General features: G+C 58.6%; 11 protein-coding genes. 5 read left to right on the top strand and 6 right to left on the bottom strand.

Annotated elements, in window-relative coordinates; translation table 11 throughout:
• Positions 1-64: 64 nt before the first annotated feature.
• Together OHL16_RS12625 and OHL16_RS12630 are read left to right on the top strand one after the other, a co-directional pair.
• A complete protein-coding gene (locus OHL16_RS12625; RefSeq protein WP_263367520.1) occupies positions 65-724 on the top strand; it encodes a redoxin domain-containing protein in 660 nt (219 codons plus the stop codon).
• Between the two features lie 110 nt (positions 725-834).
• Positions 835-1,128 (top strand): DUF1330 domain-containing protein, encoded by a 294-nt coding sequence (locus OHL16_RS12630; protein ID WP_263367521.1) that lies wholly within the window; start codon positions 835-837, stop codon positions 1,126-1,128.
• Between the two features lie 111 nt (positions 1,129-1,239).
• Here OHL16_RS12630 and OHL16_RS12635 read toward each other — a convergent pair whose 3' ends face one another.
• Complete coding sequence (locus OHL16_RS12635; RefSeq protein ID WP_263367522.1) at positions 1,240-2,091, bottom strand: hypothetical protein; 852 nt, start codon at positions 2,089-2,091, stop codon at positions 1,240-1,242.
• Between the two features lie 2 nt (positions 2,092-2,093).
• Positions 2,094-2,420, bottom strand: coding sequence for a DUF3892 domain-containing protein (locus tag OHL16_RS12640; RefSeq protein ID WP_263367523.1), 327 nt, complete (start codon positions 2,418-2,420; stop codon positions 2,094-2,096).
• Between the two features lie 335 nt (positions 2,421-2,755).
• Between OHL16_RS12640 and OHL16_RS20310 the strand changes: the two genes are divergently transcribed.
• Both OHL16_RS20310 and OHL16_RS12645 read left to right on the top strand, forming a co-directional pair.
• The gene (locus tag OHL16_RS20310) at positions 2,756-3,109 is read left to right on the top strand and encodes a helix-turn-helix transcriptional regulator (protein ID WP_396127203.1); all 354 of its coding nucleotides are present in this window, start codon (positions 2,756-2,758) and stop codon (positions 3,107-3,109) included.
• On the top strand, positions 3,102-3,641 hold the full coding sequence (locus tag OHL16_RS12645) for an ImmA/IrrE family metallo-endopeptidase (RefSeq protein ID WP_263367524.1): 540 nt from the start codon (positions 3,102-3,104) through the stop codon (positions 3,639-3,641). The genes OHL16_RS20310 and OHL16_RS12645 overlap by 8 nt, the downstream gene beginning before the upstream one ends.
• A gap of 238 nt (positions 3,642-3,879) precedes the next feature.
• On the opposite strand, the gene OHL16_RS12650 is transcribed toward OHL16_RS12645, so the two are convergent.
• Positions 3,880-5,325, bottom strand: a complete 1,446-nt coding sequence (locus OHL16_RS12650; RefSeq protein WP_317891060.1) for a glycoside hydrolase family 125 protein — start codon at positions 5,323-5,325, stop codon at positions 3,880-3,882.
• A 146-nt stretch (positions 5,326-5,471) separates the two neighbouring features.
• Here OHL16_RS12650 and OHL16_RS12655 point away from each other — a divergent pair, with 146 nt between their 5' ends.
• Positions 5,472-7,820, top strand: coding sequence for a GH92 family glycosyl hydrolase (locus OHL16_RS12655; protein ID WP_263367525.1), 2,349 nt, complete (start codon positions 5,472-5,474; stop codon positions 7,818-7,820).
• An 81-nt stretch (positions 7,821-7,901) separates the two neighbouring features.
• Here the strand turns inward: OHL16_RS12655 and OHL16_RS12660 are convergent, their stop codons facing one another.
• From OHL16_RS12660 to OHL16_RS12670, 3 genes are all read right to left on the bottom strand, one after another.
• Positions 7,902-8,825 carry a BadF/BadG/BcrA/BcrD ATPase family protein gene (locus tag OHL16_RS12660; protein WP_263367526.1) on the bottom strand — a complete coding sequence of 308 codons (924 nt, stop codon included), beginning with the start codon at positions 8,823-8,825 and terminating at the stop codon, positions 7,902-7,904.
• A gap of 19 nt (positions 8,826-8,844) precedes the next feature.
• Positions 8,845-9,588 (bottom strand): copper homeostasis protein CutC, encoded by a 744-nt coding sequence (locus OHL16_RS12665; protein WP_263367527.1) that lies wholly within the window; start codon positions 9,586-9,588, stop codon positions 8,845-8,847.
• Positions 9,589-9,763: 175 nt separating this feature from the next.
• Positions 9,764-13,159: a TonB-dependent receptor gene (locus tag OHL16_RS12670; protein ID WP_263367528.1), complete on the bottom strand. Its 3,396-nt coding sequence runs from the start codon at positions 13,157-13,159 to the stop codon at positions 9,764-9,766.
• Between the last annotated feature and the right edge of the window lie 115 nt (positions 13,160-13,274).

Consider the following 13,274-nt stretch of genomic DNA (forward strand, 5'->3'; position numbering starts at 1 on the left):
TCAGATGTGGACTGAGCCGCAGCATCGGTCGGGCGAGTGCTCAGGTCTCTGGAGTGGAGGAGCTATGGACTGGGTCCGCTTTATCACTCTGTATGGAAACTACGTCGCTGTTGCGATGCTGTGTGGCGCGGCGATCGGGATTTATGGGCTTTGCCGACGGGGGCGAGGGTATGCACCGCGCGGCTTCGCCGGGTGGGCGGCGGTGGTTGTGCTGCTGCTGCTCACGATTCCCGCGGAGGATTGGCTGATCCGCATGGGGCCGAAGAATGCGGCGCTGAAGCGCTCGTACCAGAAGCAGGGGCAGACGGCTCCCGCACTCGAGTTCCGTTTAATGCCGGATGGCAGCGTGCATCATCTCGCGGAGTTGCAGGGAAAGCTGGTGCTCGTGAACGTGTGGGCGACGTGGTGCGGGCCGTGCCGCGTGGAGATGCCGGATCTGGATCGGCTGCAGCGCGCGTATGCGGACAAGGGCCTTGTTGTCCTGACCATCAGCGATGAGACGCCGGAGGAGATTGCGCGGTATCGGCAGTACGCGTCGATGGCTGTGATGAAAGGCGCAGTCGAGGAGGGCGGCGCGCGCGACTATATCGCCACGGGCAGCGCGCGGCCAGTGACGTACCTGGTGGACCGCTCAGGCATCCTGCGCGAGACGTATGTGGGACCGCATGACCTGGCTTTCTTCAGCAGGACAGTGGATCACTGGCTGGCTGCGAGCGCAAGGTAGAAGATGTGGGCCACCCGCCGCTGAACATGACGAAGTTGGATAAGCTGTTTCCGTGGGTCGAGTCGGTGGCAGAGAGACCAATCTTTGAACTGAGAGGATAAAGGGACGATATGAAGAAGGGTTACTGGGTGGTTGCGTACAGGACGGTTGGTGACGAGGCGATGATGGCTCGCTATGTTGCGCTCGCCGGTGCGGCGCTGCGGCCGCTTGGGGCGCGTACCGTAGTGTCGCCGCGGAGTGCTGTCACGGCTCGCGAGGCAGGAGTGGTGCAGGCGACGGTGGTGGTGGAGTTCGATAGCTACGAGATCGCTCTGGCGGCGTATGAGAGCGAGGATTATAAGAAGGCGCTGGCGGTGCTTGGGCCTGAGGTGGAGAGGGATTTTCGGATTGTGGAAGGGGCTTAGTTGTGCCCCTTGTGCTTCACGGGTTCGAGCTTCGCTCGAATGCCCACTTTAGCGCGATGAAACCGCGCGGAGATGGGGCACTCAGATTTAGGCCTGGGCCGCCTGTTGAAATTAGGTTGAATACAGGTTTTTCTCGCGCTCTAAACAGCAATCAATATATCGAGAACCTTTACCACACCAGCACTCACCTTTCGGATCTAGGGTGAGATGCTCTCGACCGCTGTGCGCGGCAACGCCGGGCCAAAATCCTCGCCAGATTGTCGGTTCATCCGGTTGCACCTGCCAAATCGAGTTCGACGGAAGATTTCGCATGATAGTGGTCATATCCACACCGTCATGAATCACCCTCCCGGTGGCGTTGAATAACTTTTGAGTACTAAGCCATATCACGTGCTTCGCCAGAAAGATTGAGACTTGACCTAAGAATTGAGGGAGTCTTGGCACCAGAGGATCGTAGACGAATTCAGCGGCCGAGTAGACGCAGAGGCCGTTCAAAGTCCTCGACGGTAGCGCAATGCTGCGGTCAGAGCGCAAATGGGGATGCGATGGAAAAAGTGAGCTGGAAATGGCTGGTTGAAGCGAAAAGACCCATGGATGCGCAGGAGGATCAAGCTCCACTACGAGGACATCAAACGATATACCTGTTTTCTGCATCCTCGATTCTTCAGGGTGATGCTTCATCAGGCTAGCTTCTGATGTAGGAAGAACTTGCCCTGCTAGAACATCAACCGGACGATCTGCAGCCAGAAGACGCAGTATCTCCTTGGCCGCTATATCGGTCTCAAATGGCTTGATAACGCCTCGCCACACTCTAAGAGGGTTTATGTTTTCTATGATAACTCGCCCATGAGCATGAAGTGTTTGTAGCGTCAAATTGCCCGGGATTGGGATCTGCTCAAACTGGGGGAAAGAAGGGAAAGCAGGCTGGCCTGCCTTCCCTGAAAGTGCATGAAGATTAGCCATGACTACACCGAATGCGAATGCGCTGGAACAGTGCGAGTCGGAGGAACAACGGGCTTCGGCGCTTCCTCGCAGTGCTTCAAAGCAAGAAGGTTATCCGGACGAATACCATCGCGCTCAGTCTTCAAATACGGGCGACCCTCATGCTCAGCGATGATCACCTTTGCGGTGTATCCTCCGCCGGTGACATGAAACTCGTCGCCGCTGCGAATACGGTTAATGGCTTCGTCTTCAGTGAAGCGCTGATAGAGACCGGTGTCAGTGACACAACCGATGTGTGTAATGCGTTCATAGGTGGAGTGTTTTGTGGTGCAGGTCACGCTGTATTTCATAAGCCTCCGTGTAAAAATTTCCACAGTTACGGTCCGCATGCGACCGAGACGCTTACGAAGTGCAGGTGGTAATCTGCATTGGGCGCTGCTTCGTTTACGAGGTAGCGGGCGGACACACCATCCGCCACCTGGGCCAGCTGCGGCGGTGAACCACAGCTGGTCTCTCTTTTCCCTTCAAATGAGGATTACTAACTGCCATTTGACAATACATATTTGCGAGGCAAATTGCAAGTATAGGTTGATGGCTAAAACTTTTGCTAACCAGGACTTGTCAATATTCTCGAATGCAAGTTTAGCTTTACAATGCACCCAAAATGGTGCATAATGATTTGCAAATGCGGGTAAATTATGTGAAAAACTTGTCCGCGATAGTCAACAGAAGCTTCGGTCAAAAGCTAAGTCGCATCAGAGGTCTCAGGGATTTGACGCAGGCTGAGCTTGGTTCACGAATTGGAGTTTCTAGAACCACTATTGCAAATCTCGAAATTGGGAAACAAAATGTACAGCTACATCAGGTCTTTGCACTGGCTCGAGCGTTAAATACTCAGGTTCAAGACCTAATTCCAGGCTCGCAGGATCTCGGCTCAGATCTAGATGTCTTTCGGAACAAGGATCAAATGTTCATCGCAATTGCAAAGAGACACCTTTCCAGTGTTCCTAAGGGAAAACGAGGGAAAGAAAATGAATAGACGAGACATTGAGAAAAGAGCTGCTCAGCTTCTCCAGCACCACGGTGTTTCTCAAGCTCCGATTCCGATCAAAGAAATTGCTGAAGCAGAAGGCTTGGTTGTCGTTGAGATGTCCTTCAATGGGGATATATCTGGCGCACTCATTCGGAATCACGGCTCTAGTGGTATAGCTGTTAACGCTACTCAGCACACGAATCGTAAGCGATTCACCATAGCCCACGAACTTGCCCACTATCTGCTAGATCATAAAGACAAAGATGAAGACCATATCGACTGGAAATTTACGGTTATTCGCCGCGATGGCAAATCGTCAGAAGCCTCCGATGTGCAGGAGATTGAGGCCAACACGTTTGCCGCTTGTCTATTGATGCCAAGTCACTTTCTTCGCGCCGATTTAAACAATCAAATTGGATTTAATGGTGAAGCTGATTTGGACGACGCGCATATCAAAGCGATGGCTAAGAAATATCGCGTCAGCGAGATGGCGTTGAGATTTCGTCTGGCAAATCTCGGGCTTATTCCACCCGCATAATTAAAAATCCGAGCGGAAGTCTATCCGCTCGGATATTTGTGGGTTGACCCATAAGCCTGAAGTTGCCCCCTTGGTTCTTCAATAACTTACCGGACACGTGTCCCCATAACGCTGAAGCAAATCGATCTCTTCCCTGCCTGCACCGAGCAGCGTGTCCGCCCAACCTCATCTCTACCACCGATGCCGCCGCCAGTCGCGAGTTTCAACTCTTCAACGACACTGCAACCCTCGGAAAGACCTAGTGGGACGCGTTGAGCAACGCAGGATGCTTTTCCGCAAGCGTTGCCACAAGTTCACCGAAGAGCGTGTTGGCCCACGCAAACCAGGCTCTTGTGAACTTTGCGGCATCGTTGCGGTTGAAGCTCTCGTGCATAAAGCCTGAGCCGGCGCTGGCATGTTTCAGGATTGCCAGCGCGTTGGTCATCTCGGCTTCCGATTGGCTCGTGAGTGCGTAGACGGCGATGGCCATGGGCCAGATCATGTCCTTGCCCACATGGGGTCCACCGATGCCCTCCCCGGCACTCCCCTGGAAGAACCATGGATTGCGCTCACTCCATGCAAAACTCCTGGTGCGCGCATAGAGCGCGGCATCCGGCGAACTCTCGAGATACGGCAACCCAAGCAGGCTTGGGACATTCGCGTCGTCCATCAGCAACTGGCTGCCGTAACCGTCGACCTCGTAGGCCCAGAGCGATCCCTCGGCGGTCTGCGCCACTCCATACTGCCGCAGCGCCTTCGCGACCGCGCCGGCCAGTGCGGCCGCTTCGTTGGCTAATGCATCGTCATGCAAGACCGTGTGGGCGATCTGCGCCAGATGGCCGAGCGACGTAACGGCGAAGTGGTTGGAAGGCACGAGAAATGGGAAGGTACACGCATCATCGGACGGCCGGAAGCCTGAGGCGATGAGTCCGACAGGCTTCACCGGGGCGCCGTAGCCGTCATTGGGCAGCATCTCCGTAGACACCTTGGAGGCTCGCTGGAAATGGTAGGGGCCGAGGCCGTTCCTGCGCTGCTGAACCCGCATCGTCTCCACGGCAAGCTTCATAGCCTCGTGCCAGCTTCCGGCGAATGGCGCTATGTCTCCTGTCGCGCGCCAGTATCCGTAGGCCAGGCGCATCGGGTAGCAAAGCGAGTCGATCTCCCACTTGCGCTCGCCCACCCCGCGCTTCATCTCCGTGCTATCGCTCCTGCTCCACTCGAGTGGCGGTTCATCCAGGTTCGCCATGAAAGCATTGGCATAGGGATCGATTAGTATGCATCGTGCCTGCCGCCGGATGACCCCTTCGAGCATCTGGCGCAGCGCAGCATCCTTCGCCGCCAGCGGGACATACGGCCACACTTGAGCGGACGAGTCGCGCAACCACATCGCAGCAATATCACCTGTGATTACGGCCGTGTCCGGCTTGCCCTCGAAGCTGCCCATCTCTACCGTAGTGTCCAATGTGTTCGGGTAGCAGTTCTCAAACAGCCACGCCAGCTCCGGATCGCCGATCCTGCGACGCACGTCGGCCAGATACGCCTCAACAGCGTGACTATGAAATTTTCGGTCCTGTACAGCGGGTCGTCGCGACGTGAAAGAATCTGGCGTTAGGCCGGCTGGTGCAGCCCATGACGGCAGCGCGGTCATCACGGCTGCTCCACCTGCAAGCTGCAACATATGGCGGCGCGTTATTGTGTTCTGCAAGTTTTCTCCTCGTTCGCTGGTCCAGACCGGACGGTTCATCATCCCTATCCAATCACAAGCCAGCGGACCACGCTGGCTTCTACAATCAATAACGCATCACGACTGTACCTGGTACAAATGTTTTGATTTCAATCGACGGAGTTCCTGTGATTTCAAGAAGAACGTTCCTCGGCGGCGTCTCTGCTGTCTGCGCCGCCAGTGCCACTGGCGCCACCGCGCTCGGCCAGATGGTCCCCCATTCCAAAGCATCAGGCGCGGCAACCGACCCCGCCTCATTCGTCGATATCACCATCGGAACCGGCGGGCATGGGCACAACTATCCTGGTGCCACCGTGCCCTTTGGCGCGGTCCAACTGAGCCCCGACACCTTCAACGATCAGTGGGACTGGTGCTCGGGATACCACATCTCCGACACCTCCATCATGGGCTTCAGCCACACCCACTTGAGCGGAACCGGATGCGGCGATCTGCTGGATTTCCTCGTGATGCCCGGCACCGGCGAGTCGAAGCTCGTGCCCGGACCGCGCAGCAATCCCGACGAGGGCTATCGCTCGCGCTTCGACCACAAGGATGAGCATGCCGAGCCCGGCTTCTACTCCGTGCTCCTGAAGGACTACGGCATCCACGCAGAGATGACCGCAACCGAGCGCACGGGACTGCACCGGTACACCTTCCCTAGCGGCAACGACGCGCCAAAGAGCGGACACATCATCGTCGATCTCGAGCATGGGTACCAGTCGAATGGCGGCCCCTCCGTCGTTACTGCTTCGCTCCAGAGCACTGCACCCGACACCCTCGCCGGAGGCCGAACGACCAAGGCCTGGGGCAACGGAAGGGAGATCTACTTCACCATGCAGTTCTCGAAGCGACCCACTCGGATTGCCTTCTATAGGGATGGCGCAGAGGTTCCGGCGGGGACTCAGCCGCTCACCGGCAAATCGCTCAAGTGCGTTCTTTTCTTCGATCTTGCGCACGATCCCGTCATCCTTGTGAAGACCGGAATCTCCGGCGTCAGCGCAGAGTCGGCCGCCAAAAACCTGAAGGCCGAGCTGCCCGGCTGGGACTTCGAGCGTGTCCGCCGCACCGCCCGCGACAAATGGAACAAGCAGCTCTCACGCATCCAGATCACGACCGGCAACGAGACGCACAAGCGCATCTTTTACGCCGCGCTCTACCACCTCTCGCTCGGCCCCACGCTGTTCGACGATGTCGACGGGCGCTATCGCGGCATGGATAAGCAGATCCACCAGCTCAACCCCGGCCAGCACAACTACACCACCTTCTCGCTGTGGGACACGTACCGTGCTGCCCACCCGATGTACACGCTGATGTGCGCCGAGCGGGTGCCGGACTTCGTCAACACGCTGATCCGCATGGCCGAGCAGAGTCCTGCCGGCATGCCCGTGTGGCCGCTCCAGGGCACCGAGACCGGCACCATGACTGGCTACCACTCGGCCGCCGTCATCGCCGAGGCCTGCAACAAGGGCATCGCGGGAGTCGACTACGAGCGCGGATACAAGGCGATGATGAAGCGCGCCATGGTGGACGACTACCGCGGCCTCGGCCACTACCGGTCAATGCACTACATCCCCTGCGATCTGGAAGGGGAATCCGTCAGCAAGGCATTCGAGTACTGCTACGACGACTGGGCGATCGCGCACGTTGCGAAGAAGCTCGGTCACGCCGACGATGCGAAGATGCTCGTCGCACGCTCGCTGAACTACCGCAACTACTACGATCGCGCTACCGGCTTTGCGCGGCCTAAACTAGCCAACGGCGAATGGGCCGCGCCCTTCAGCCCCTTCGAGATGGGCACTTCGAGGAAGTGGCGCGACTTCACCGAGTCCAACTCCTGGCAGACGACCTTCGGCATCCAGCATGACGCTGCGGGCCTTATTGAGGTCCTGGGCGGTCCGAAGCCGTTCCTCGCCAAACTCAATGAGCTCTTCGACCAGCCCTCCACCCTTCCTGCCGATGCGCCGCCCGACATCGCTGGCTTAGTGGGACAGTACGCCCATGGCAACGAGCCTTCGCACCACATTGCCTACCTCTATGCTTATGCCGGTCAACCCTACAAGACGCAGCAGCGCGTTCGCATGTTGATGGAGACGATGTACGCTGCGCTCCCCGATGGTCTGCAGGGCAACGAGGACGTCGGCCAGATGTCGGCGTGGTACATCATCAGCGCGATGGGGTTCTACTCAGTCGATCCTGTCAGCGGCAACTACATCTTCGGCACGCCGCTGTTCGACCGCGTCAGCCTGGAGCTCGGCAATGGCAAGCAACTTGAGATCGTGGCCCATCGCAGCACGCCGTCCGACCAGTACATCCAGTCAGTCACCTTCAACGGCAAGCCATACACGCGCTCATGGTTCAATCACCGCGAGATCGCCAATGGGGCCCGAATCGTCTTCGAGATGGGCAGCAAGCCGAATTCCGAGTTCGGTTCGCAGGCTGCGGATATACCTCCTTCCCTGACGCTTGAGAGCGCCTGACGATCGTCAACAACTCGCTGCAGGACAGTTCCAAGTCTGACTTTGGGACTGTCCTGCAGCGGCATCCGAACACTTCTCGCTTTACTTTTCGAAAGACCCAAGTCGGCGTGCATGCCACAGTGCACCTTCCAGGGAATCCACCGTCCCGGGCACGAACTCAAGCCGCGGATAGGTTTTCAAGAGGACTCGCTGCATCGCGTCTGACACTTCGTGGACATGCTTGAAAATTGAGCCGGTGCAGGCGATCCTCAAGCCGTCCTCAATGCCCGGCTCAGCTGCGGCCAGCCTGCGTATTACGTGCAGCACAAGCCCCGCCAGCTCCTCGCCACCACGATCGAGTGCCGCCTGCGCCACACGATCTCCATCCCGTGCGGCCTGTGCCACCGTAGGGATCAGTTGCGCGAACGAAAAGTTCGAGGCATTGGCCACGGCTATCAGCTCGTCCCTCGTCCGGAGCCCAAGATAGTCGAGCACGCGGCGCAGCAGCATTGGCTCCTCGCCGGCGTTGATCGCGGCAAACACACCGCGCAGAGCCTGCTGCCCAAGCAGATTGCCCGAGCCCTCATCCGCGAGCGCAGGTCCCCATCCTCCTGCTCCCGTCATCTGTCCGCTGCGGCCGCGGCCAATCACGTTAGATCCCGTCCCCGCAATCACAACCACGCCGGCCTCAGATGGAAATGCGGCATCGAGCGTAACGACCTCATCACCCAATATTGTTAAAGCGCCGCCCACGCGCGACGCCATCTGCTGCCGCAGCCACTGCACGACCTCCGATATAGCTGCGCCGGAAGTGCCAATGCAGGATGCGGTCACATCCGCCAGCGCTACGCCGCTCTCGGCCGAGACCCCATCGAGCACCTCACGCAGGTGCGCCACCGCCTCTTCCTTGCCCACTCTCAGCACCTTCGTGCTGCCCGACTGTGCGCGACCCAGCACCTTGTGCTCATCGGCCAGCACACATGCGGTCTTCGTGCCTCCCACATCCAATCCGAGAAAATGCCTCATCCTCGATTCACGCTGTCCTCTATGCGTTAGTCAGATGCTCGATCATAGAGCGCACGTCGCTGGTTTCGACGACAAACCGGCTTTGCGTAAACGGGCCGACATCGTCGGGCATGCAAGACTCCTCATGGCGTGTGGAGTTTGCGGCTACCCGGCGCAGGGAGCCGTGGAAGTGCCGCGCTCCGGTCGTGCGGGCCACTGACGCGGCATTTTTCAGCCGCAGCCCTCCCCCAACGGCAATCTCGATTCTGCCTGCTGCCTGGTTCACCAGCCGTGCCAGCGATTTGGCGCCGCTGACGACATCGCGCTTGCCGCCGGAGGTCAGCACGCGTCTGCAGCCGGTGGCAATCACATCCTCGAGTGCTTGCTCAAGCGAAGCGGAATGGTCGAACGCCCGGTTGAAGGTTACGTCGAGCGGACCGGCCATAGCCACCAACTCGCGGGTGCGCTCGACGTCCACGGTACCGTCGGCGCGCAGTACACCCAGCACGACTCCGTTCGCCCCAAGACGGCGCATGTGAGTCAGGTCCTCACGCATCACATCAAACTCGGCGTGCGTGTAAACAAAATCGCCGCCGCGAGGACGCAGTAGCACGTGCACCGGCAAACCGCTGCGCTGCAGCGCCTCACGGATCAGGCCGTGACTCGGCGTCAACCCGCCTTCACTTAGCGCGCTGCACAGCTCAATGCGATCCGCCCCACCGTCTCGTGCAGCGAGACAGGCGTCAATACTATCGGCGCAGAGTTCGAAGACAATCTTGCGCATCAGGAACACACCAATCGGAAATGGACCATACCAAGGCTTCTCTCATCGAACGGTCGAGTAGGTCGAAGACTCGCCGGCTCAACACTCTGAGCCGGCGAGTTGGATCATGCAGGAAGTCACACTCTCTCTTTGGAGCCAGTGTAACAACGGAACAATGGAAGCCTCCGGCTTGACACTAGAAGCGGTAATGGGCGCTGAACTGGATCTGCCGTTGAGGAGAGCGAACGCTGGTGATCTGACCGAAGTTGCTATCCGTTACGTTGTTGTCGGGATTTTGATAGCTGGAGATGTTGAAGGTGTTGAAGAAATCTGTACGAAAGCCGATCGTGTGTTCGCCCACAATGTGAAAGTCCTTGAAGACGGAGGAGTCGATCTGGCGGTAGCCCGGAGCGCGTTCGGTATCGATGGCGGCGGTGCCGAAGGTGAGCGGGGCTGAAGATCCGTAGGCGCAGACTCCGTTGTCGCCGCCAGCAGAGCACGGCGTTGCGGAGGGATCGGTTCCCCACCAGTTATCGATGGAACGGTTGCGGATCTTCAGGGGGCGGTAGTGGTTTGCGCGTGCCTGGCCGAATGTATTGGTATTGCTGTTGCTGGGACCATTGATGGTGATAGGGAATCCGGAGTAGGCGAGGACTGAGCCTGATACTCTCCAGCCGCCGGCGAGAAGGTCGAGGAATTGATTCATCTTGCTGCCGTAGGCCTGTCCGCGTCCGACGGGAAGGGCGTAGACAAAGATGGCATTGAGATTGTGGCGGATGTCCTGGCCGGAGGGGCCGTAGTCGGCGTGCGAGTCGTATCCGTTCTGATAGGCACCATTGGAGCCGTTGATACCGGGCTGGCCGTAGTTGCCGGAGGAGTTCGTCATGGCCTTGGCATAGGTGTAGTTGACGGTGTATTCCAGGCCGCGGGCCGCGCGCTGGCGGAGAGTTACCTGGCCGCCGTTGTAGTTCATGATGGCGCCGGATTCGGTGACGAGCAGGCCGCCGAACTGACCAACGAGCTTGGTATACGGCGCGACGCCGCCGGGGAGGGGGTTATTGGGGTCTGGGCTGTTGGTTGCGATGGTTGCCTGTGCCAGGGTGAGCTGGTTGGCGTTGCGATAGTCCGCGAGGTGGTGGCCGTTTTCGCCGAGATAACCGACACTAAGCGACATCTTGTTGGTGATCTCGAATTCCGTAGTGAGGCTGAACTGATGAATGTAGGCGGGCCGCTGGTGCTGGGGCCAGACGGAGTATCCGCTGGTGGCACTGAAGTCGGGGGTGAAGCCGTCTTCGATCTTGAAGGGCGTGCCTGTGGTGGTGTTTGTCGGCGTGAGAGCCTTGAGATCGCTACCGAGGGCAAAGGGCGGGCTGGAGGTCAGGCGCTGATTGAACGCATCTCCTTCAAAGAAGCTGGTGGCGCCATAGCCTCCGCGAATGACGAACCGCGGAGCTGCCTGAAACGCGAAGCCTAGACGGGGCATGAATTGGGCGTAGTTGGGCTCGTAGCAGGCGCGGTTGTGGCAGAGCTGAGCGCCAGCGATTGCGCCGTTGGGGATGCTGCCGGCATAGATGACGGTGCCGGTGTCGAGCAGGACGTTGGCGGTCCTGTCGTGGACCTCGTACCAGGGCTGGTCGTACTCGTAGCGCAGACCAACGTTGAGGGTGAGCTTCGGTGATGCCTTGAAGTCGTCCTGAACGTAGCCGGCGATGCGCCACTGGCGGTTGCCGACGATGCCGATGGTGGACCCGAGCTTGTTCTCGGCAACGCGGTCGAGGACGAAGTCTGCGGGGCCGTAGCCGCCGGCGCCAGAAGTTACGTTGGGGTTGCTGGTGAATATCCCGCTGTAGTCGAACTCACCGAGGAATCCATAGTTGGACGCGTTGAGATAGTTCTGCTGGTAGCGCGTTGCCTGTACGCCGATGGAGAGGTAGTGGCGCCCGCGCTGCCATGTGAGGTTGTCGTAGTAGTTGAAAGTGTTGTCGCGGAGGATCTGAGTGTTCGCGCTGGTTCCGAGATAGGACGCATTGTTGCCAAGGCTCTGGCCGGAGAAGCCAGGATAGAGCTGCTTGCCGAAGGGGATGCTGACCTTCTTATCGCCGGTGAGACCGAACTGGCCGGATGGGTCGGTGGGGATGTTGTTGTCCCAGCGGACGCGGGTGAAGCCGAAGCGAGCCTCATTGACGATGGCGGAGGAGAAGGTATGGATCCAGCTCCCACCGCCGAGCTTTGTGGGATAAATGTTCGCCGACGGAAAGAAGACGGGGATGAGAGCGGTGGTGAGGTCGTTTGCGGTGGACTGCGCATAGAAGGCGGTAAACTTGTTAGCTGAACCGGGATCCCACTCGATCTTCAGGTCACCTTGATTATTGACGCGGAAGGTCCGCTGAGTTCCCTGGAAGTTGTTCTGCAGAAGCCCGTCGACGGGCGCAGCGTTGGGCAGGGGATAAAGCTCGGGATGCGCAAAGAGATATTTCGCCACCGGATTGAGGATCGGGAGGCCTTTGTTTCCGGCGTATGGGGCAAAGTTGTTCTGCGAGTCGTACAGCTGGATGCCCTGAGTGAGGAGCGCGGAGAAATCTCCGTTGCGCATGGCCTGAGGGAGCACGCTGGCGCTGACGAGACCGCCGGTGTGGTAGCGCACGCCCTCGTAGTCGACGAAGAAAAAGAGCTTGTCGCGCAGAATCGGTCCGCCGAGCGTGCCGCCGAAGATGCTTTGCGTGTAGGTATTTCTTGGGATGATCGGCTGCGTATGCTTATTGGCCCAGGTATTTGCGTCGAGGTTGTAGTTCTCGAGATACCCGTAGGCCGAGCCGTGGTAATTTTTGGTGCCGGACTTGAGGATGGAGATGACCGCGCCGCCGTTCGCGTTACCGTAGGAGGCGGGAGCGTTGGCGGAGATGACCCGGACCTCAGCAAGGGCGTCGGGCGCTGGATTATAGGCGATGAGATTGTTTTGCGGCTCGTTCATGTCGGCGCCGTCGAGCGTGTAGTAGTTCGCCTGATTGCGGTTGCCGTTGATGGAGGCGATGCCGTTGTTGTAAGTGCTCCGCTCGAGGGCGTTCGGTCCGGTCAGGCCCGTGGGATCAGTGGCGACTGCGCCGGGCTGAAAGAGCGTCACCGAGGAGAAGTTGCGGCCGTTCAGCGGGATGTTCGCGATCTCGTTGGTGGAGAGCGTGATGCCGAGGGATGAGTCGTTTGTGTTCAGAATCGGCGCGACATTGTCCTGCACGTCGACGATCGTGTCGCTGGTGCCGACCGTCATGGTGGCGTTGATCTTTGCCGTCTGGTTGATCTCAATCGCGAAGGGTGGAATGGTCTGCGTGGAGAACCCAGACGCATAGATAGTTACGCGATAGGTGCCGATCGGCAGAAAACGAATGGTGTATGCACCTGAATCGTTCGTCTGGGCCTGTGTTTTTACGCCCGTGCCGGTATTTTCCGCGATGACCTGCGCGCCAGGGATGACGGCGCCACTGGGGTCGGACACGGCTCCGGTGATGGCGCCGGTGACCGTCTGCGCAAACATGGTCGAGGTGCACAACAGAGCCGCCAGCGCATATCCGGCCAAAGGAAAGAGTTTCGTTCTCATCGGTTCCTCACTTCTTGGTACTGGGTAAGCAATTGGTTCAAAAGAGGTAAATAAACGCCGGCATACGCGTCGGTTCCTATGAGGCTTGCCTCTTTGAAAACATTGCTGAAACGTG

The sequence above is a fragment of the Edaphobacter bradus genome (assembly GCF_025685645.1).
Taxonomy (GTDB): domain Bacteria; phylum Acidobacteriota; class Terriglobia; order Terriglobales; family Acidobacteriaceae; genus Edaphobacter; species Edaphobacter bradus.